Source organism: Methylobacillus gramineus, from assembly GCF_020532675.1.
In the GTDB taxonomy this organism is placed as follows: domain Bacteria; phylum Pseudomonadota; class Gammaproteobacteria; order Burkholderiales; family Methylophilaceae; genus Methylobacillus; species Methylobacillus gramineus.
Genome location: NZ_JAJAVE010000001.1, coordinates 1,706,552 through 1,728,047, shown reverse-complemented (window position 1 = coordinate 1,728,047; position 21,496 = coordinate 1,706,552). Strand labels below are relative to the sequence as shown.

18 protein-coding genes and 1 tRNA gene are annotated in these 21,496 nt (G+C 48.8%); 12 read left to right on the top strand and 7 right to left on the bottom strand.

Going from position 1 to position 21,496, the window contains the following annotated elements; all coding sequences use genetic code 11:
* The first annotated feature begins 57 nt into the window (after positions 1–57).
* Positions 58–930: a drug/metabolite exporter YedA gene (gene yedA, locus LG201_RS08065; RefSeq protein WP_226771641.1), complete on the top strand. Its 873-nt coding sequence runs from the start codon at positions 58–60 to the stop codon at positions 928–930.
* Between the two features lie 13 nt (positions 931–943).
* Here the strand turns inward: yedA and LG201_RS08060 are convergent, their stop codons facing one another.
* Positions 944–1,609 carry an energy-coupling factor ABC transporter permease gene (locus LG201_RS08060; protein WP_226771640.1) on the bottom strand — a complete coding sequence of 222 codons (666 nt, stop codon included), beginning with the start codon at positions 1,607–1,609 and terminating at the stop codon, positions 944–946.
* 107 nt (positions 1,610–1,716) lie between these two features.
* On the opposite strand from LG201_RS08060, the gene LG201_RS08055 reads away from it, so the two are divergent.
* Positions 1,717–2,379, top strand: coding sequence for a histidinol-phosphatase (locus LG201_RS08055; protein ID WP_226771639.1), 663 nt, complete (start codon positions 1,717–1,719; stop codon positions 2,377–2,379).
* A gap of 43 nt (positions 2,380–2,422) precedes the next feature.
* Here the strand turns inward: LG201_RS08055 and LG201_RS08050 are convergent, their stop codons facing one another.
* A complete protein-coding gene (locus LG201_RS08050) occupies positions 2,423–3,232 on the bottom strand; it encodes a cytochrome C assembly family protein (RefSeq protein ID WP_226771638.1) in 810 nt (269 codons plus the stop codon).
* A gap of 96 nt (positions 3,233–3,328) precedes the next feature.
* Here LG201_RS08050 and ffh point away from each other — a divergent pair, with 96 nt between their 5' ends.
* Together ffh and LG201_RS08040 are read left to right on the top strand one after the other, a co-directional pair.
* Positions 3,329–4,681: a signal recognition particle protein gene (gene ffh, locus LG201_RS08045; RefSeq protein WP_226771637.1), complete on the top strand. Its 1,353-nt coding sequence runs from the start codon at positions 3,329–3,331 to the stop codon at positions 4,679–4,681.
* Between the two features lie 134 nt (positions 4,682–4,815).
* A tRNA-Lys gene (locus tag LG201_RS08040) sits at positions 4,816–4,891 on the top strand.
* A 100-nt stretch (positions 4,892–4,991) separates the two neighbouring features.
* Here LG201_RS08040 and LG201_RS08035 read toward each other — a convergent pair.
* Together LG201_RS08035 and LG201_RS08030 are read right to left on the bottom strand one after the other, a co-directional pair.
* Positions 4,992–5,993, bottom strand: a complete 1,002-nt coding sequence (locus LG201_RS08035) for a phage integrase (RefSeq protein ID WP_226771636.1) — start codon at positions 5,991–5,993, stop codon at positions 4,992–4,994.
* 1 nt (position 5,994) lies between these two features.
* Positions 5,995–6,294, bottom strand: a complete 300-nt coding sequence (locus LG201_RS08030) for a hypothetical protein (RefSeq protein WP_226771635.1) — start codon at positions 6,292–6,294, stop codon at positions 5,995–5,997.
* A 334-nt stretch (positions 6,295–6,628) separates the two neighbouring features.
* Here LG201_RS08030 and LG201_RS08025 point away from each other — a divergent pair, with 334 nt between their 5' ends.
* From LG201_RS08025 to LG201_RS08010, 4 genes are all read left to right on the top strand, one after another.
* Entirely contained in the window at positions 6,629–6,907 is a 279-nt protein-coding gene (locus tag LG201_RS08025; RefSeq protein ID WP_226771634.1) for a hypothetical protein, read from the top strand.
* A gap of 164 nt (positions 6,908–7,071) precedes the next feature.
* On the top strand, positions 7,072–8,685 hold the full coding sequence (locus LG201_RS08020; RefSeq protein ID WP_226771633.1) for a TIGR04141 family sporadically distributed protein: 1,614 nt from the start codon (positions 7,072–7,074) through the stop codon (positions 8,683–8,685).
* 357 nt (positions 8,686–9,042) lie between these two features.
* The gene (locus tag LG201_RS08015) at positions 9,043–9,615 is read left to right on the top strand and encodes a hypothetical protein (RefSeq protein ID WP_226771632.1); all 573 of its coding nucleotides are present in this window, start codon (positions 9,043–9,045) and stop codon (positions 9,613–9,615) included.
* Between the two features lie 259 nt (positions 9,616–9,874).
* Entirely contained in the window at positions 9,875–11,320 is a 1,446-nt protein-coding gene (locus LG201_RS08010; RefSeq protein WP_226771631.1) for a DHA2 family efflux MFS transporter permease subunit, read from the top strand.
* A 4-nt stretch (positions 11,321–11,324) separates the two neighbouring features.
* Here LG201_RS08010 and LG201_RS08005 read toward each other — a convergent pair whose 3' ends face one another.
* The gene (locus LG201_RS08005) at positions 11,325–13,478 is read right to left on the bottom strand and encodes a TonB-dependent receptor domain-containing protein (protein WP_226771630.1); all 2,154 of its coding nucleotides are present in this window, start codon (positions 13,476–13,478) and stop codon (positions 11,325–11,327) included.
* 164 nt (positions 13,479–13,642) lie between these two features.
* Between LG201_RS08005 and LG201_RS08000 the strand changes: the two genes are divergently transcribed.
* Positions 13,643–14,389: a PEP-CTERM sorting domain-containing protein gene (locus tag LG201_RS08000; RefSeq protein WP_226771629.1), complete on the top strand. Its 747-nt coding sequence runs from the start codon at positions 13,643–13,645 to the stop codon at positions 14,387–14,389.
* Between the two features lie 53 nt (positions 14,390–14,442).
* Complete coding sequence (locus LG201_RS07995) at positions 14,443–15,270, top strand: PEP-CTERM sorting domain-containing protein (protein WP_226771628.1); 828 nt, start codon at positions 14,443–14,445, stop codon at positions 15,268–15,270.
* 137 nt (positions 15,271–15,407) lie between these two features.
* On the opposite strand, the gene aroG is transcribed toward LG201_RS07995, so the two are convergent.
* Together aroG and LG201_RS07985 are read right to left on the bottom strand one after the other, a co-directional pair.
* The gene (gene aroG, locus LG201_RS07990; protein WP_226771627.1) at positions 15,408–16,490 is read right to left on the bottom strand and encodes a 3-deoxy-7-phosphoheptulonate synthase AroG; all 1,083 of its coding nucleotides are present in this window, start codon (positions 16,488–16,490) and stop codon (positions 15,408–15,410) included.
* Between the two features lie 137 nt (positions 16,491–16,627).
* A complete protein-coding gene (locus tag LG201_RS07985; protein ID WP_226771626.1) occupies positions 16,628–17,047 on the bottom strand; it encodes a hypothetical protein in 420 nt (139 codons plus the stop codon).
* 446 nt (positions 17,048–17,493) lie between these two features.
* Here LG201_RS07985 and LG201_RS07980 point away from each other — a divergent pair, with 446 nt between their 5' ends.
* Complete coding sequence (locus LG201_RS07980; protein WP_226771625.1) at positions 17,494–18,561, top strand: DUF481 domain-containing protein; 1,068 nt, start codon at positions 17,494–17,496, stop codon at positions 18,559–18,561.
* Between the two features lie 329 nt (positions 18,562–18,890).
* Complete coding sequence (locus tag LG201_RS07975) at positions 18,891–21,479, top strand: bifunctional diguanylate cyclase/phosphodiesterase (protein ID WP_226771624.1); 2,589 nt, start codon at positions 18,891–18,893, stop codon at positions 21,477–21,479.
* Positions 21,480–21,496 lie beyond the last annotated feature (17 nt).

Below are 21,496 nucleotides of genomic sequence, written 5' to 3'. Positions count from 1 at the left end.
GCCTGATGCAGGCGCCTTTTTTGTTTGTGGCTGGGCTTAATCAATAAAGGCTAGATCATGCGTTTATCTCGTCACCATCTCCTTATCCTGCTGGCTTTATTGGCGCTCTATTTTATTTGGGGTTCCACTTATCTGGCCATGCGTTTTGCCATTGAGAGCTTTCCGCCTTTTCTCATGGCAGCGATACGCTTCCTGGTAGCGGGTGGCTTGCTTTACCTGGTGTTATGGTTCAAAGGATATAAAGCGCCGGTAGGCAGTGAATGGTTCGGCGCTTTTTTAGTAGGGACCTTGTTGTTGGCTGGTGGCAACGGGGGTGTGGCGTATGCCGAGCAGACGGTTTCATCCGGTGTAGCCGCATTGGCGGTGGCTACGATGCCTTTATGGGCGGCTGTGTTTGCCAGTATGTGGAAACATCCGCCTAGCCGTCGAGAGTGGCTAGGTGTGATGATAGGGACTATTGGCGTGGTGGTGCTCAATCTGGGTACGGAAATGCAGGCCAGCCCTGTAGGTGCCATAGTCTTGCTGCTGGCAGCCGCAAGCTGGGCTTTTGGCTCAATTTGGGGCAAGCATCTGTCCATGCCAAAGGGGATGATGGCCAGCGCTTCACAAATGCTGTGTGGTGGCCTGGTTTTGCTGTTCATGAGCCTGTTCAGTGGTGAGCAATGGCCGCAGCAGGTGACGCAAACCTCTTTTTATGCATTGATATACTTGGTTGTTTTTGGCTCACTCGTTGCCTATAGCGCATATTTGTATCTGTTCAAGACGGTTCGCCCTGCGTTGGCGACCAGTTATGCCTTTGTCAATCCAGTGGTAGCAATGATGTTGGGTGCACTGCTTGCCAATGAAGTGATAGGCCGTGCTGAATATGTGGCACTGGCGATCATTGTGCTGGGCGTGCTACTGGTGCTGCCGCTAGGCCGACAGCGTTGATATAAATGAGCTATTACTTGGTTTTGAGATAACGCGTGTCGTTAAACGTCATCAGCCAGTGTGGCCTGAATGCCGTCATCAAGGTGACGGCCATGCCCGTCAACAGAGCTTCTGACCAACCGATCAGAATGTAATACGGCAGATAGTGATCCCGTAAATATTCACCTGGATAAGCCTCCATGCCAATTAGTGCAAGTACCGCACTCAGGCCGCACATGTTGATGGTGAGGCCTGCGCAGAGAAAACCGCAGACAAAGATGTAAATCACCAGGTGATTGGGGAGCTTGCTATCTACCAGGCGGAAAAGGTTATAACTGAACGCCACTGGGATAGCCGCCATAATGAGAAAGTTGATCCCGAGTGCATGCCAGCCTGTCATGTTAAATGCGGCGTGGCCCAGGAGTATGGTGGCCATGGCGATCAGGGCCAGCTGCCAGCGGAACATCAGGCAAAGCACGGTAGCGCCAAGTAAGTGGATATTGAGGCCGGGCCTGATGCCTGCCTTGATGGTCCAGAGTATGAGTAAGGTGACGATGGAGCCCAGAAATACATGCTGCAGTGCAGAAGGGGATAGATGCTTCCACGGAGCCTTGATGATGGAATAGACCAGCAACAGTATGGCCAGGCTATTGGCTGCCCATTGCCAGGCCGTCGGAATCAGGTAATCCGGCAGATTCATGTACGGTATGCCCGTATCGGTATCGGTCGGTCACACACACTCAGCATCGCGAACTTCGGGTTCATAAGCTAAACTCTAGCAATTTTTGCAGTGGATGGAGAAACAATTTGCAACTCGCTCTGTTTGATCTCGACAACACCCTCCTGGCTGGAGACAGTGATTTTCAGTGGGGACAGTTCCTTATCAAGAAAGGACTGCTTAACGCGGAAGAGCATCTGGCCAAGAATCTTCGGTTTTATGAAGATTACAAGGCTGGCAATCTGGATATCTACGCTTTCCTGGATTTTCAGCTCAAACCCTTGAGCGAGCACAAGCGCAGCGAGCTGGATGCCTTGCACCGTGAATACATGACACAGATCATCCGCCCCATGATTACAGATCAAGCACGTGCGTTGGTAGAAAAACACAGGACAAACGGCGATCTGTTGATGATTATCACAGCCACCAACAGTTTTGTGACTGGGCCGATTGCCAAGGAATTTGGTATAGACAATCTGATCGGTACCACGCCTGAGGAGATCAATGGTGAATTTACTGGCAAGGTAACAGGTACTCCCAGTTTTCAGACTGGAAAAATTACGCGCCTGAATGAATGGCTGGCTGAGCGAGATCAAACTCTGCAGAGTTTTGAAACCACTTGGTTTTATAGCGATTCACACAATGATTTGCCATTGATGAAACTGGTCGGCAAGGCTGTCGCAGTGGATCCGGATGAAAAGTTGAAAGCTTACGCTGAGGCTGCAGGCTGGCCTGTGGTGAGTTTGAGGTAAGTGGTGTGGCGGGAGAATATGGGTTCCCCGCTATCATTTTGATCTAGCGGTGCAGCAGGACTTCCAGTACAAACTTGCTGCCGGCATAAGCGAGCAGTAGCACCACAAATCCAGTCAAGGTCCAGCGGATAGCAGTGCGGCCTCGCCAGCCATAGATGCGGCGGCCTAACAGCAAGCCACCGAAGATCAGCCATGACAATATGGTGAATATATTCTTGTGGGTCATGCGTAGCGGATGATCGAACAATAGCTCTGAAAACATCATGCCACTGATAAGTGTCAGCGTCAGCAGGATAAAGCCCAGGGTGATGATGCGAAATAGCAGGGTTTCCATGGTCATCAATGGTGGAAAGTCCGGCAGGCTGATCCAGGTGGATTTCTGGTGCAGCTTGCGTTCAGCCGCAGTCATCAGCAGTGCGTGCAAGGCGGCAAAAGTTAGCAGGCTGTACGCCAGCATGGCAATGATCATGTGCGCGACAAACAGGGGTTGTTCTGCGTAAGGTACTACATGGGTTTCGGGCATGAGCCTCTGCAGTAGCACGAAGAACGCTGCTGGAGGCAGTACAAAGGCCTGCAGACTATGCAGGTGGTGCCTGAAATTGGTGAGCCAGTATATCAGTACCGTCAGCCATAAAATGGTGGAGAGGGCGTTGGTGAAGCTGAGATTAAGCGCATGCTGAAACAGCGAGGTGTATAGCAGGATGGCATGCAGCGCTAGCCCGACCGCGATCAGGCCGGATTGCCAGTTGGAACTCTGATGTACGCTTTTTGCCGTTGTTTTTGGGTTGCGCCAGTAGTTGGCGGCCACAAACAGGTAGATGAAAGCAGTAATAAAAGGCAGAAACTCAATCATACGTCGCGATGACTTGGGTTAGAATTCATATATTCATAACACTATAACATGCGGCCGTTCAACTAAGCGTGGTTGCTGCATGACCGGTACCCAATCATGTTTGAAAATCTGAGCAGTAGATTACAGCAAGTCGTTAAATCATTACGCGGCCAGGCGCGACTGACTGAGGACAATATCGCCGATGCCATGCGGGAAGTACGCATGGCCTTGCTTGAGGCCGATGTTGCCTTGCCCGTGGTCAAGGACTTCATTCAACAGGTCAAGGAGCGTGCGCAAGGCCGAGAGGTGTTGCAAAGCCTGAGCCCGGGCCAGGCCGTGATTCAAGTGGTGCATGAAGAGCTGACCAAGCTCATGGGCCAGCAGAATAGCGGCCTGAATCTCGCTACCACTCCACCAGCAATTATCCTGATGGCGGGCTTGCAAGGGTCGGGTAAAACCACGACGTCCGCCAAGCTGGCGCGCTTGCTCAAGGCAGACAAGAAAAAAGTCCTGCTTGCCAGTGCCGACGTGTATCGGCCGGCAGCGATCGAACAGTTGAAAACCCTTGCCAAAAGCCTGGACGTGGACTGTTTTGACTCCAATGCCACCCAGAAGCCTGCTGATATTGCCGCACAGGCGCTGGATTTTGCCAAGCGCCATTTTTACGATGTGCTGATTTTCGATACTGCCGGTCGGTTGGGTATTGATGAGGCCATGATGGCCGAAATCAAACAGCTGCATGAATACCTGAATCCAATAGAAACCCTGTTTGTAGTGGATGCCATGCAGGGTCAGGATGCGGTCAATACGGCCCGCGCGTTTGGCGAGACGCTGCCTTTGACAGGTGTCGTGCTGACCAAGCTGGATGGTGATGCCCGTGGTGGCGCTGCGCTTTCCGTTCGCCATGTCACTGGCAAGCCAATCAAGTTTATTGGTGTGAGCGAAAAGGTGGATGGGATTGAGTTATTCCATCCGGAGCGTATGGCTTCCCGTGTGCTGGGCATGGGAGATGTGCTGTCACTGATCGAACAGGCACAAAAGAATGTAGACCTGGATGAGGCGAAAAAGCTGGCTGACAAGGTCAAGTCAGGCAAAGGCTTTGATCTGGAAGACTTCAAGGCGCAAATGCAGCAGATGCGCAAAATGGGAGGCGTCGGCGCCCTTATGGACAAAATGCCTGCGCAGCTTGCAGGGATGGCCGGGCAGATGAATGGTGATGCGGGTGACAAGGCTATGCGTCGCATAGAGGGCATTATCAATTCGATGACGGCACTTGAGCGTCGTAAGCCGGAGTTGATCAAGGCTACCCGCAAGCGCCGGATTGCTGCTGGTGCTGGTGTGCAGGTGCAGGAAGTGAACCGTTTGCTCAATCAGTTTGAAGAAGTGCAGAAAATGATGAAGATGTTTTCCAAGGGCGGTATGGGCAAGATGATGCGCGCCATGCAAGGCCGCTTCCCGGGTATGAGGTAGTGCCCTGATCGTCATCTAAAGGCATGAATTGGGTGTTTACTCGAGTTTTTCGATAATTACTACCAATCTAGCATTGACGCATAGCGCGGTTTTCTTCATAATTGCGCGCTTTCCGAGGTGAGCTTCTCATCTCCGGGCTGTTAGCTCAGTTGGTAGAGCAGCGGACTTTTAATCCGTTTGTCACAGGTTCGAATCCCGTACAGCCCACCAGAAATATCAAAGGGTTAGCCTCACAGCTAACCCTTTTTCATTTTCAAAACGTCAACTGAATGACGACCTAGTAAAGGTGCCTATAGTCAAACAAAGGCATCTAATCCAGATTCATCATCGGATTTAGCTTCCTAGCCTCCTGTAAATGATCGGGGGAAAGGTGCGCATATCGCATCGTCATAGTCAGGCTGCTGTGCCCGAGCAATCGCTGCAATACCAGAATATTTCCACCGTTCATCATGAAGTGACTGGCAAAGCTATGCCGCAAGACATGTGTCATTTGCCCGTCTGGTAGCTCTAGCTGCGCTCGCTTCACTGCATCCCTGAATGCGTTATAGGAATACTGGAATAAACGCCCCATGGCCCCGCGCCGCTTGTCCTGCTCCTTTAGCTCCTTTATCAAAAACTCAGGGATAGGCACTGATCGGTTTTTGCCTGACTTCGTGTTGCTGAAATGGATCATCCCGTCCCGAACTTGGCTAGGCCGCAAATGCTCCGCTTCGCTCCATCTAGCCCCTGTAGACAAACACACTTTCGCAATCAGTAATGTGTCTCGACTCTTGGACTGCTCAAGCGCGGCCAGTAAGCGCTTTATGTCCTCCTTGGACAGGTATGACAGCTCACGCTCTGGCACCTTGATCTGTCTTACTGAAGACAAGGGGTTATCGCCCTTCCAATGTCCCAGGCGCTTGGCCTCATTAAACACACTGCGCAGATAGGCATGCTCACGATTGATCGTGTTAGCAGCTAATCCAGCCTCTGTGCGGGCCTTGCGGTACTGCGCAAACATGCTTGCATCAAAGCGGTCAAGGTACGGGTTACCCAAAGCCACACAAAGCGCTTTCAGGCGCTTGTACGTATCTTCCCCGGCTCGCAGGTTAGAACCATGGTGTTCGTACCAAACATCGACCAGCTCAACCAATCGGCGCAGATCACGTTTTGCAGGCTGCCACTCAGGCGTGACTAACACCTTGGATTTAAGCCATGCCTCATAAGCTAAAGCCTCGCCTTTGCTGGCTAAGGTCTTACGATAACGTTTAGATCCTCGTCCACCTGGCTGAATATCTACTAGCCAGCCACCCTCCATTTTCTTGATGGCCATCTCATTTTTCCCCCTTGTGGTGCTCGCATAGATCCTCCATGTTTTTGCTGATCACGTTCAGCAAGACATGTTGCGCACAAAGAATGTTCTCCAGGAGCACGGGCTGCAGACCTGAATACTCATGATCGGTGCTATTGGCCTTGTTCATTTCGGCAATGCTGCGCTCGATGAGATGGGCAACACCCATGGCGCCATAAGTGGCTGTCAGGGCTTGGGCTGCTTTTTGTTGGATTTGGCGTCCGCCATATTCGGCTTCCACCCAGAATTTCCCGTTTAGGGGATTGGATTGATGACTGGTCAAGATGACCTCCTTGATTTTAGAGAGAGCCATCCCTTATGCGGGGTGGCGGGCGCACTCTCGGTATCAAAGAAACCGCGTCCGGGCTTCCCTTTCGGTGTTATATACCCGGTCTCAACCCCGCCATAAAAACTGTAGACGTAAAAATAGCCGCAGACTGACGGGGCGACAGGCCGCTTTGAATTTTGAGAGGTCTTCAGGATATGCGTTGACGTATATAGGTGTCAATAGAGGTGTAATGATGAGTTTGCATAAAGTGATAAAAGTATTACCATAATAGCTGGAAGGTTATTTGTTCCTACAAAAATTTTTGTTCATTTCATGAGGAGAATTAGTAATGGCATTACTTTCTACAGGTGATTTGCAATTTACATATTCTTGGACTGCGATTCCACCTGATGACGCGAGGGTCACTGGCGTGCCTGACAGTACATTGTTGAATCGGGGTGAAGGGTATGAGGTACTTTATTTCATCAATCGCCTTGCTACTGCAAGCGAATGGGCTTCTAAAGAGCCGGCGTTAAAAGCAGAGCGGTTGATTAAAACTAAACTTCCTGGTGATGTGAGAAGCCACAAGAATGTATGGCAGTGGCTCATTGATCATTGGAACGATTAATAACATAGCCGCCCCAGTTATCCATAGCGCAGCGCATACGACGCAAGCGCTGTGGATAACTGGAAAGGGGCGGCGGGAATAGACCTGTATTATATAAGGCAGGAAATTAAAAAAAACGATTTGTTGATTGGGTGGTGTAATTAAATATAAAGGGGAAGGTGACTGTGAAGGAAAAAATTCGTAAAGAGCGTCTTTCTATTTATCTAGTTAGGCAGCAAAAAAAAGATGAAGAAGACGATAGTCTTATAAATTATGATGAGACTTTAAAGAAAGTTTCTTTTCAAGCTCATGCCATTGAAAGTGCAACTCTGTACGTAAAAAATCCTTTTCCTCACTCACCTGCCTGGGCAAGAATGTTTGCAGAAATTCCTAATTTTCCTATGGATATATTTGGTTCAACTAGCTCAGTTGGAGCTGTATGTATTTTAAGGTGTGAGGGAAATACTTTTATTTTGTCTTTTGGTACTGGGTATCATTTATTAAAACAAGATCTTATAGAGCGAGATTTTGGCTTAAGAGTGACTCTCAATTCTGTTGATCCCGATAAATTAAGAAGTTTAGATAAAGCTAGTTATGTTGATAATCCATTAAACTCTAGAACTCAAAGTACTAGAGAGGTCGATATTTTTGAACTACATGTTGATTCTGAAATGGAAATGCTTTATGCCGTAACTGGTGCCTCCAAAATTCCACAATTTGGTTCGCACGTAACTGGAAGAGATGCTTTAACATTAATGGTGGAAGTTAATTTTGATACTATTAGTAAAATTTTAATTACTGCATATCAGCAATATAAATCCAGTTTGCCGCCTCAATTTTCATGGGTTGATAATATCAGTCGTGTGCGAGATCTAGAAACAATGGAAATACTTGATCTAGAGCTAATCGATAATCTCCAAAAAGGTATGATTGATAATATTTGGCTAGGTGAGCCTGAGATTGTTGATTGGGAAGGGCAAATTGGATATTCATTTGATCTTTATTCTAAGACGTTACGACACGTTGTGCTAGATATTAAAGATTATTTTGAGTATCTGAAGGCAAAAGAAAAGCCGTTAGATATAAATGCGCTGCTTTATGGACAGGTTCATGTAAATAATACTGAATTTCACCCCATAAAATCTTGGTCAATATATCGTTGTTTATATGCGGAAATTGAGATTGGAAAAGAACAATATGTTCTCAGAAATGGGACATGGTATAGAGTTAATACGGACTTTGTTAAAGAGGTCGATCAATATCTATCTAATTTGAAATCTCCTTTGTATACTCTTCCTACTTATAATCATGATGATGAGGGGAGTTATAATAAAGCTGTCACTAGTGATCCATCATTTATATTAATGGATAAAAATAATATTAAAATTGGAAACGTATACGACAAAATTGAATTTTGTGATTTGATCAAAGACAAATTTGATTTGATTCACGTCAAATATTATAGAAGCTCAAGCACACTGAGTCATTTATTCTCTCAAGGAGCAGTCGCAGCAGAGACTTTTATTTCTGATGAAAATTTTAGACAGAGGCTGAATGAAAAATTTCCTGATGAAATTAAGTTGTTGGATTATAAAGATAGACCAGATCCTGGAAACTATAAGATAATTTATGCAATTGCTACAAAGAAATCTTTACCCGATGAGTTGCCTTTTTTCTCTAAAGTTTCTTTGAAAAATGCATTAAAACTTCTTAGAACATTAAACTTTACTGTTGAGTTAGCTCAGGTTGAGATCGCGCCGGACTTATTGGTAAGAAAGCATTGCAAGCCAAACAAATAAAAAATTTCTAGTTAGATTTTTTAACTGATTGGTAGGAAGCAAAGGCCGTTGCGTATTTGCCAGCCAGGGGCGGCTGTACGCAACGGCCTTTTTTATCTAGGTTATCGATTATAGAAAGTCCATAAGAAATTCAAATATTGCTTTGCACCTCTTTGCAGGCCGTTCAGATTTAGCCCCTTGTCCTTAAAAAGCCTCCAATTGCATCATGCGCTTACACCTCCCCCGTCTGTAATACGGGGGGAAAGATTAAACGGGCGTATGTATCGGGGAAATCCAGTATTGATGCGGGTTACACCAGAAATGATGTATGTACATTGTTCATACGCTTGTATGTACAACGTAACGACAGGGGGTTTTATGGAAAATGACATCACGTTAACAATTCGGCTCAATAGGGAGTTGAAAGAGGACGCTGAGCTTGCATGCAAAAAAATGGAGTTCACACTCTCGGCTTATATCCGAAAGTGCTTGAAGGATGCGGTGCGTACTTATCATGTCACCTCAGTGCGTGAAAATGGATATGCCAAGGCCTTTATGGAGACCGATGAGGCAAAGCGAGCATATGATGTGATCGTCAATGCTGTGAAGCAATCAGAAGCCATTCAGCCGCAGCCTGTTCCTGCTCAACCTAAACCACCAGAACCAATGCCCTCAAGGAAAGAGGTTGGTGATGTGCTTTTTGATGAGAATGGGCATGTTGATCCCAGTACGATGAGCCGAAAGATGCGCAGGGAGTATCAGCGCGAATGGAAGCGGGGCACGTTTGATGAAAGGCCAGGAGAGAGACAAAAACCTGTCTTGGAGCGATTTAACCCTGAGCAGCGATTAAAGGAACTGATAGAAAAGGAAAAGCGGACCCACTTGACGCGCCGGGAGCGAGATCAGAAAAGTGCATTGATCACTGGTGGGGTTAAATTAAGTGATGACTGAGATTGTCAACCTACCGTCGACAATTATGGTATTTAATGATATTGTCCGACATCCGTTGTGGGCTGAAACCCTTGCGTAGTAAAGCATTGATAGATTCAGAACGACGTTAGATGACTCTTTTAATCCGTTTGTCACAGGTTCGAATCCCGTACAGCCCACCAGAAATATCAAAGGGTTAGCCTAACAGCTAACCCTTTTTCATTGCACCGCATCAACAACTGTGTTGACTGTATAAACCCGCAACCTCTGGATCATACCTATGCAAGCTGATCACCATACAGAACCCCGTAGTCGATGGCTGGCCTTGATCGTGCTGTGCCTGGGCGTGCTGATGATCGTGCTGGATACGACTATCGTCAATGTCGCCCTGCCTTCCATACGTGCCGATCTGGGGTTTAGTGAAACTTCGCTAGTGTGGGTGGTGAATGCTTATATGCTGACGTTTGGCGGTTTTCTGCTGTTAGGTGGCCGACTGGGGGATATTTTTGGGCAACGACGCTTATTTCTGATGGGCATTGCCTTTTTTACCCTGGCCTCTTTGTCCTGTGGCATTGCTAATAGTCAAACCCAATTGATCTGGGCCCGTGCATTGCAGGGCTTGGGTGGGGCGGTAGTGTCTGCCGTGGCATTGTCCCTGATCATGAATTTGTTTACCGAACAGACCGAGCGCGCGAAAGCCATGGGGGTCTATGGGTTTGTCTGTGCAGGGGGTGGCAGTTTGGGCGTGCTGCTGGGTGGCGTGCTTACCAGTAGCTTGAGCTGGCACTGGATTTTCCTGGTGAATTTGCCGATCGGTATTGTGGTGTATGTGCTGTGCCTGTCACTATTGCCACCGCACAAGGCTGAATCTCAGTCCCAGCGGCTAGATATTGCTGGTGCAATAACCATTACTAGCTCCATGATGCTGGCGGTTTATGCGATTGTGAATGGCAATGAGGCAGGGTGGTTATCCATGCAGACGCTGGGCATGTTTGCGTTGTCCATCCTGTTATTTATCGGTTTTGTTGTATTACAGATGCGGCTTTCCACGCCGCTGATGCCATTGAGTCTTTTCCGGCAGCGCAATGTCTCAGTGGCCAATGCTGTGGCTGTGCTATGGGCTGCTGCCTTGTTTGCGTGGTTCTTCATGTCTGCACTGTACTTGCAGTTTGTCCTGGGCTATGACGCGCTCAAGGTAGGCTTGGCATTCCTGCCTGCCAATCTGGTGATGGCTTTATTTTCACTGGGGTTGTCAGCTAAACTGGTCATGCGTTTTGGCATTCGATACTCCCTGGCGGCAGGGCTCGCCCTGGCAGCTTTGGGCTTGCTCTGGTTTGCCCGTGTATCCTTGCATGGTGATTTCCTGATCGATATCCTGCCTGCCATGGTGTTGCTGGGGCTAGGTGGCGGAATTGCTTTTAATCCTTTATTACTGGCAGCGATGAACGATGTGGCACCGCAGGATTCAGGATTGGCTTCCGGTCTGGTGAACACTGCCTTCATGATGGGTGGCGCGGTGGGGCTGGCGGTGCTTGCCAGTTTGGCAGCCCTGGTGAGCCAGCGCTTGCTTGCTGTGAATGTGCCCCTGCCAATTGCGTTGTTACAGGGTTACCAGTTGGCCTTCCTGCTGGGCGCAGCATCTGCCGCGATAGGGGCTGTAGTGGTATTGTTATTGATGCGAGAGAATACTGTCGCTCAAGCACCCCATGCGCCTGTTGTGCATTAGCAGTCTAAAAATCCAGTCGCATGCCGATTTCTATGTTGCGTCCTAGTTCTGGGCTGTAATAACGCAGGAATGAGGTGCTGTTTCTCACTTCGGCATTGGTGATATTACGCATATTGATGAAAAAATCTCCCTTGAATCCCTCACTGAATGTCACGCTTCTTCTAATCGCGATATCAATCTTGTTATAGCTATCAGTACCAGGCTCCAACTCAATCTGATCCACCTTGATCATGGTGCCAGTGCGTTCTTGCGCCTGCACATGGGTATATCGTAGATCGGCTTCCCATTGATCAAAGCCTGTCTGGATAAATAGTCCTTGTCTGGCTGGCGCCAGTCTGGGGACATAAGTCCCATCATCCAATACGCCACGGACTTGATCTGCAAACACGCTGGCACGAAATTTCCTGAGTCCAGGCATTTTTAATGGCAATCCTACTTCCAGCTCATATCCATGGAATTGGGCATCTTGTTGCGCCTGCTGCATCACGATCAAACAGGTGGTAAGCCTCGTGCAAACAGGCTTGGGAATTGGCAATACTGCATCGGTCTGATATTTGTTCCCTGTGTTGGATTGGTATATATAGTTTTCAGCGGAGTATTTGAATAGATTGAGTACGCCATCCAGTTTGCCCAGTTTTTGTTGCACCCTGATATCCCATCCATTCAAGGTTTCAATGTCGAGGTTTTTGTTACCAAAGTCATAGGTGCGAGTCGCCAAGTGAGGGCCTACGGCATATAGCTCCTGGACATCGGGGGCACGTCTGGCTATCCATCGGTTCAATGTGATATTACCTGTCTGATGCGTCCAGCCCAGGGCCATGGAGAAGCTGTCTGGACTGAAGTCTCGCTTGGGTTGTGCAACAGGGATGGTTATTGGTCCGAATCTTGTGAGCTGATCGTCAGGGTCAAGTTTTACCTGTTCTTTCCTGTAGCCGAATTCCAGCTGGAATGGTTTCAAATCCAGAGTTTCTATCAAATACACTCCCTGGGAGTTGATGCTGGTTTTTGGTGCAAAGGCTTCCACACCCAGTGCTGCAAAATGCCGGTGGATGCCATGGAATCCCAATACCCCTGATAGCTTGGTGAATATATGATGGTTAAATTCTAGCCGTGACTCTACGACATCATTCGTGAAACGCGTTTGAGCATTACCATTATTGAGCTCATCGTGCTGGTAGCGGGATTTGCCCACCCGCAATGCAATGCTGTCTAGCCATGGCGTGTCTAAAAACAATTCTCCCTTGAGATCAATTCGCTCCTGTTGCATGTCGATCCTGACGCGCTCGGCTCCTTCGATCACGCCTCCTCCATGGCTATGGGAAGGGCCTAAAGGGATGCCGTAATTATTGGCGGATTGACTTAACGATATGCCGATATAGCCTTGTTCACCAAAATAACTGGCCCCCACACTACCGCCCTTGCTACGCGCATTCGTATTGTCTGTGTAACCATGTGTGTTACTGGGTGAGGGGATATCCAGCACTTTGATAATATCCTGCTGGTTGATGGCATACCCTGGAATCTGAATATTATTGCTATCACGCCCATGCACATCGGCATGGAAAGCCAGGTTGTTAAGCTTGGTGAGTAACTCACTGGTCAATACTTTTTCGTCGTTGTTGCTATTGAACCTGATTTGAGTTGTCACCTTGGTATTGTTCGGCAGGCTTTCAGGAATTCTGCCATCCTTGATTTCTATTGCGCCGCCAATGGCACCGCCACCATTCCGAATGGTTGCTGGACCTCTCAGGATCTTGATCTCTTTCGCTAGCAACGATTCAACCGTGGTGCCATGGTCTGGGCTGATCGCAGAGGCATCATGTGTGCCGACTCCATTAATCATCACCCTGGTGCGAGGACCATGCTGTCCACGTATCAAGGGCAGTCCCACGTTAGGGCCAAAGGTGGAGTTGGCCACGCCAAGCTCGTCCTGCAAGGTAGCACCCAAAGTAGCGGCACTTTTCTGCAGCAGTTCTTTGCCAGAGATGACAGTGGCAGGCTCCAGCGATCTGGAAGCTTTTTCTTGCTCGGCACTGACTTCTATTGCCTCTAATCTGATTAGTTCTGCTTCTGCCGACAGGCCTACCCCCGGGATGAACAACGAAATCATGGCAGCATAAACACTGCGGATGTTGAGATGTGGCTTGGAAGTGTTCACGATGAGTGGCTGCAATATTGGTATTTTTCCCTATGGTAATGCAACTATGTTTCTTTATGCAACATTATTGCAATTGGCAACATAATTGCATTAAGATGCAACACGGGCAGGATATTGGATCCATGAAAGCCCGACATCTTTCTGTTAATAAGGGAGTAATACCAATGCGTAAATTAATGATGCCACTGGTTATAGTGGCGGGGTTGTTCAGTGCTTCAGCCTATGCGGAAGATCATCTGCACGATGGGGATATTGAAGTGGAAATTGAAGGTGGTAAGCTCGGCACTCATGGTGCCGGGCATACACAAGTGGGTTCTGGTTATGCCATTTTTGAGTCCGACTTCCGTGACTTGGCAAAAGGGCCATATGCCACTAATGCGCCAGGCTTTGATAGCCATAATGGCGTCTTTGAGCAGAATGATATCGTCGGCTACCAGGCAATAGGCTCATTGTGGGCGTGGAATGGCTCAAGCTGGACCAGTTCTTTGCTCAATGGCGAAACCATCAAGCTGGGAGGAAACCTGGGAGAAACTACCACTTGGGGTGCTACTGGAGTGACTGGTGATGTGATTGGGACGCTCGGCCAGGCAGGGTCCGCCGGCAATATTCATGAGCATCTGACATTCACGATTGCCGGTGCGAGCGGATTGCCTAGCAATGGGGCTTACTACATTACCTTGCAACTGATTTCTGCTGACCTCAATTCCAGTTTTGATGGCATTGTCGCCAATGGTAAATATGCCAGTTCAGATCCTTTCTACCTGGTATTCAACAATGGTCTTAGCGCCAGCGAATTTCATGCGTCCGTTCATGGGCTATCTGATATTGCGCCTGTTCCAGAACCAAGTTCCTACGCCATGCTCATGCTCGGTTTGGGCTTGATCGGGTGGCGTCTGCGTAAGCGCACATAAGCGTATGCCAGCATGGTGCCCCGACGGGGCACCTTACAAGCAAGGAGTTAACCATGTTGAAAACATTACTCACTGTGGCATTGCTGGCTTATGCCTCGCTGGCACAGGCAGTGCATTATGATGTGCGTCTTGGTACCAGCAATGGCCCGGTAGCAGGCAGCAAGATCACGGTAGATTTTTATGGGGATTATGACCTGGCAGGCAAGTTGCCAGTGGATACGCAAACCGGCTACAAGATATTTCCCGGCTATTTTGATGATCTGGAGGGTGGTCCACGGCTTACCGATGATCCGGGTTTCCAGTCGTTTGCCAATACCTTTAAGTATGGCGAGGAAGTACATTTCCGTGCATTGGGTAGCTTGTCGTACTGGGATCCTGCCAGTGCCAGCTGGGGAAGTGCAGGAGCTGGTGCGAGCGTGACCTTGTATGGCGGGATACCGGTGAATATCTGGTTAAACTATATGCTGAATCCAGGGAATGCCAGTTATGCCGCACAATATAACCACTATGCGGGGGGTACGGTCTATTCAGGCGGCGGTGTTAGCGGCCCACTGACTGCGCTCATTGATGGCGCCAGCCAGAATGGAACTTTCCACTCACACCTGGATTGGAAGTTATCAGATGCCGCAGCTGCGGGGGCTTATATGCTCACCTTGCAGGTGTGGTCACCAACTACATCTGTGAATGGTGAACCAAAATACCTGGACTCCGATCCCTTCCATGTAGTGTTCAAGTCTGCTGGTATTAGTCAGGCACAATTTGATTTGGCATTTGAGCAACGTATTGCGGTTGCAGTACCAGAGGCCGATACCTGGAGCATGCTGTTATTGGGGCTGGGGTTGTTGACAGTATTGGGTCAGCGGAGACGTCGCCAATCCTGATCAAGGTTATTGTCGCTATAAAATCAATAAGGCCCGGTAAGCAAGCGTTTACCGGGCCTTATTGATTACAGTCTGATGGGTGGCCGCGCCCTAAATATTGATCTGCTATTTACATCGTTGCCACGACGTCCCTGAGCTTACTCGGTTTCTTCCTGGAACTTGCGGCGTGCGCGTACACTTTCTGCCAGTTTGTCGAGTAGGGTCAAGGTATCATCCCAGCCCAGGCAGCCATCGGTAATGGATTTTCCGTATTCCAGCGTACAGCCCGGCGTGTGATCCTGCCTGCCTTCGTTGAGGTGTGACTCAATCATCACGCCCACAATCCGGTCATCGCCGTTGCTGAGCTGACCACACACATCAGCTACTACATCCACCTGGCGTTTGTACTGCTTGAGGCTGTTGGCGTGAGAACAGTCTATCATGACCTTGGCAGCAAGGCCGGCACTGGCGAGCTCACGTGAAGCTATCTCCACATTTTCTGCATCGTAGTTCGGGGTTTTCCCACCGCGCAGGATGACGTGACAATCTTCATTGCCGCTGGTAGAAATGATCGCGGAGCGGCCTTCCTTGGTGACGGAAAGGAAGTGGTGCGGGCTGGCGGCGGCTTTGATCGCATCGACAGCAATGCGGATGTTGCCATCCGTGCCATTCTTGAAACCTACCGGGCAAGACAGGCCTGAAGCCAGCTCACGATGGATTTGCGACTCCGTGGTGCGTGCGCCTATGGCACCCCAGCTCACCAGGTCTGCCGTGTATTGGGGCGTGATCACGTCCAGGAATTCAGTACCTGCGGGCATGCCGAGGTCATTGACCTCCAGCAGGAAACGGCGTGCCAGTTCCAGGCCTTCATTGATACGGAAACTGCCATCAAGGTATGGATCGTTGATCAGGCCTTTCCAGCCTACGGTGGTGCGCGGTTTCTCGAAATATACGCGCATCACGATCACTAGCTCATTGGCAAATAAGGGAAGCTGTTTCACCAAACGCTGGGCATACTCGATGCCAGCCTGATAGTCATGGATGGAACAGGGGCCGATAATGACCAGTAACCTGTCATCTGCACTATGCAGGATCTTATGGATGGCGCTGCGGGTATCCACGATATTCTGGGTAGTGGAGGCGCTGGCCTGTAGTTCCTCAAGCAGCTCTGACGGTAATCTCAGCTCCTTGATTTCTTTGATGCGAACATCGTCAGTCGCAATTTTCTGGTATGGACTCATAGTCTTATAGCCAATGCCTTTTGGGCGGGCAGTTCATGTAAAAAAGTCGATTATTATAGCTTTGCAGGCGGATTCATGCCTGACTGTTTCAGGACAACATCGCAGTCATGGGGCATCAATCGGCCAGTGGACACCATTTACTGGCTATCTACTGCTTTGCATACAAAGCTATGGAAGCCAGGTTTGGCGCCATCTATCTGGTCAAAATGGCCATCTGCCCGGCTTTGAGTCGAGCCTTTCGGACAGGTGAACATAGTGGGTGCGGAGTCTGCCAGTGGAACATAGCTGGCGATATGCCCGTTGGCATCACGAGTGGCGATCAGCTTGTAGAAAATACGGCGGTTGCCTTCCTCGGCAATCTCAGAGGTAGTCCAGCACATATTGCCGTAGAAGTAGGCTTCTATCTTGTCCTGTTTATATTCAGCAAATGCCACACCACCGACCACACCGTTGGTGGGCTTGTAATTGCCGTAGTCCATGCATACGGCATGGGCTGATCCAGCACAGGCAAATAATATGGAGGCCATAGCCAGTGCTGGAATATGTCTTTCAATCATGCAATCTCATCCTCAAGCTTGGAATAATTTTTTTATATTCTCTCACAATCTGGCTGAAGGCTAGCGGCGGAGTGAGTGGGGTAGTGAATGACCTATTTCTACCGACTAATACCTGTCATGACCTATCCTTGAGCATGGGCATTTTCGTGCAACTCTTTCGTATCTGATTTGCTCTTATGCATGATGGATAATAAAATCAATGCAAAGAGCTTAATCAATAAAAATGAGCTAACGCTTATATAGCATTGAAATTCAATGTGCTCCGGTGCCAATGGTGAATCATTGCGCAGTGGAGAGTCTATCTTGGGGAGTCGTGGCGGGTGAGATGTTTGCCATGCTGCCCGCAGCAATATGGTCCCGAACTGTTTCATAATGCATTGATGGTGTATCCCAGCCCACTATAGTCTTCATCCCGCTTGGGATGTGAGTCAGAAAGGAAGCGTGTTTTGTCTAGAAAAAATAACTCTTTAATCATGGCCAGCCTAGTGATGACGGGCATTGGCCTACTCTCTGTACCTGCAAGTGCAGATGAAATCCGGCTCAAGAATGGTGACGTCATTACCGGCAAGGTAGTGAAGAAGATCAATGACAAAGTGGTATTCAATACGCCGTATGCGGGCGATATTCAGGTGACATGGACTGAGATTGAAACCATCAAGACCGATGAACCGCAACGGGTGACACTGACAGATCGAACCAACCTGAAGACGCCGCTGGAAAGCTATGACACAGGCAAGGCAACCATCAAGCTGGTGGATCTTGATGAAGATGATGGCAAGGAAAAACAATATGAAGAGAAGGAAATTGCGCTCTCAGACTTGTTATATATCAATCCCACGCCTGAACTGTCAGGTGTAGGCGTCAACTGGACAGGCCGTGTCAATCTCGGTGGTTCTGTAACGCAGGGCAATACCGATACTACGACCTTACGTCTGGATGCCGAGTCGATTGCACGCACGCTGAATCATCGTCTGACAGTGGCTGCCGTGGTAAACCGGGCAACGAATAATGACGTCAATACGCAATTTAATAACCGCTCGTCAATCAAGCTCGACAGATTTATCAGCGAGAAATGGTATATATACGCCAATAACACGCTGGAAAATGACAAGTTCCGCGACATTCGTCTGCGTACCACCACCGGTATTGGTAGTGGTTATCAGGTGTATGAGCAGCCTGATATCAATCTGTTTGTTGAAGGCGGTTTTAACTACGTGACGGTCAATTATTATGCGGCAGAGAATGAGAGTTACCCTGGCGCACGTTGGGCCGTGAAATATGACCACCGTATTTTTGGTGGCAGCACGCAGTTTTTCCATGAGCATGAAGCCTTGCTGGGCTTGGACAACCTGGACAATACCCTGGTATTCACCAAAACTGGTCTACGCTTCCCGATTATCAATAATTTCAATGCTTCTGTTCAGTACAACCTGGATTGGGCACGTACCCCGGCTGAGGGCCGCAAGAGCGCTGACAGTGCTTTGATTTTCAGTTTGGGCTATGTTTGGCAATAAGCATCTGCCGTGCCTGAGTCGTGATGCATTGCATCGACTTGGACACGGCAGTCTAATGGTTTAATTGACTATGCTTTTTAGGTTGTTCTTGAGCTAGTGCTGTTTATGATGGCCTCTTCACGTATCGTTGCGTTGTTGTGATGTGTCACTGGCATTTAGTTTTTACTAAAACCGTCCGTTAAGTAAGAAAAAGCGCTGATTTTCAGATGCTTGGGCCAATCCCGAGTCAATGTTCGCTAATAAGTAATGCTGCCTAGCTTATATGATTCCCTTCGTGACGATTTACTGCTCTCTGGATTTTAATACTCAACAATTACTAGAAAATCGTCATGTCATTTAATCAAGCACCTGATAGAACAGTTTGGCTAGGCTTCTGGTGCCGTTATTCCCCCATGATCATTGCATTGTCGCTAGGGATAATGCTGGGGATGTTGACTATCTATCTTGACCGGGTCGAACAGGAAGTGGCGCTGAAGGATGAACGTGCCTATATCGCCACTATCACAGCCAGTGTGCGTGCCAGGCTGGAAGCCGAAATTAATAGCGCAATTCATCTGGGCTTGGGACTGGCTACTTATATTGCCGCGAATCCGCAGGCGTCTGAAAAAGATTTTCAGCGAATATCTGCCAAGTTGATCAAATATGGGCGGCATGTCAAAGCCATTACTTTGGCGCCGGATAATGTGGTACGTCATGTGTATCCGCTATCTGGGAATGAGAAAGTACTGGGCTTGCGCTATCACGATAGCGCGCCTGAACAAGACAGCCTCCATCCCATGCGTGCCTGGCAATTTACGTTGGCAGGCCCGATCAACCTTATTCAGGGCGGACGTGGCTTGGTGCATCGGTTACCGGTGTTTCTTGGAGAAGAGCCAACACAGGAATCCTATTGGGGCGTGGTGTCGGTGGTGCTGGACATTGATTCATTGCTCAATGCCGCCGGCTTGACCGCCCCGCAGACGGTTGTGCAATATGCCTTGAGGCGCAGTGTGAAGCCCGGCACTGCAAATCTGATGGTGTATGGAGATAGTGCCTTATTTAATCATCATCCTATTTTGCTGGATGTTTCCCTCTCGGATTCATTACCCTGGCAACTGGCAGCGGTGCCGCTACACGGCTGGGGAACACTGACCGAGCGACAGCTATGGATACGCCTATTCGGCGGTGGCTTATCCCTGATCTTGACCGTGCTTATTTATGTATGGTTGAAGAGTGTGCAACGGCTGCGTGTGCGTAATGCACAAGCACGCTTGGCGACTAGTGTGCTGGCATACTCTAATGAATGCATCTTGATTGCCAACTCCTACGATGAGGTGGTGACGATTAATCCGGCTGTGAGCAAGATTACGGGCTATCAACCAGCAGACTTAGTGGGAATGCCTTCCGGTTTCTTGCTGGCTGAACCTATGCAGCCAGAAGAAATGAAGCAGATGCAGGCGATGGTCAGCCACTCAGGGAACTGGCAAACCGAAACCTGGTTCCGCCATAAAGGGGGGCATATCTTCCCGGTGGCACTGACGGTGACAGCGGTACATGATGAGCATAATCGCACCATTAATTTTGTGAATACTTTTAGTGATATCAGTGAGCGTAAGCGGGCTGAGGAACGTATTTACAATCTGGCTCATCAGGATGCGCTGACTGGCTTGCCTAATCGCATTGATATTTATGGCAGGCTTGAAGAGCTGATGAAGCTGGCGGATAACCAGCACAGGTTTGCCGCCATGATTCTTGATCTGGATAACTTCAAAATCATTAACGATACCCTGGGGCATTATGTGGGCGACCAGTTGTTGGTGGAAGTGGCACATCGTCTCACTTCTGCCGTCAATAGTGGGGATGTCGTGGCCAGGCTGGGAGGGGATGAGTTTGTGGTGGTGCTGACCAATGTTGATGCACCGGTAACCGTCAGCAATGTGGCCGAAAAAATCCTCTACCGCCTGGCGCAGACTTACCTGATAGATGGCTATGAATTACACTCCTCTGCCAGTATTGGTATCGGAGTGTTTCCTCGGGATGGCGTGGATATCAATAGCCTGTTCAAGAATGTGGACACTGCCATGTATGAGGCAAAATCCCAGGGTAAAGGTAATTACCAGTTCTTTACCGAAAGCATGCGGGTACAGATTGATGAGCGTTTGCGCATGGAGAGTTACTTGCGCCAGGCGATTGCGCGCCAGGAGTTTGTACTGCATTACCAGCCACAAATCGATATAGCATCTGGCCGTGTCAGTGGAGTCGAGGCCTTGGTTCGCTGGAATCATCCGGAATTGGGGATGGTGTATCCGGATAAATTCATTAAAATCGCAGAGGAATGTAACCTGATCATTCCGCTTGGCGAGTGGGTGTTGCAGGAAGCCTGCCGCCAATCTAGCGAATGGCGCGCGCAAGGAATGAAGGATATTTGTATGTCAGTCAATATTTCTGCCAGGCAATTACAATCCAGGCTGTTATTTAGCCTGATAGATCATCTCATCGCACAATATGATATTAAACCGGGCGCTCTGGAATTGGAGATTACCGAAAGTGTCGCGATGGATAATCCGGAAGAAACCATTCCCCGGATGGAAAAATTGCGCGCCAAAGGGGTGGCGCTGGCGATTGACGATTTTGGCACCGGATATTCTTCACTGAGTTATTTGAAGCTGTTGCCATTGACGCGGTTAAAAATTGATCGATCCTTCGTCAAGGATATTGAGTCAGATCCGAATGATGCCGCCATCTGTGCTGCCACGATTGCGCTGGCACATATTCTTGATTTGGAGCTGGTGGCCGAAGGCGTTGAAACCGAGGCACAACTTCAATATTTACGTGAACAGGGCTGTGATACTGCGCAGGGATATTATTTCAGCAAGCCCTTGCCTGCCGATAGTTTGGTAGAGTTCGTCTCATGTCATCAAGCTGTGATGACAGGATGATGGGATAGAGTGAGGCC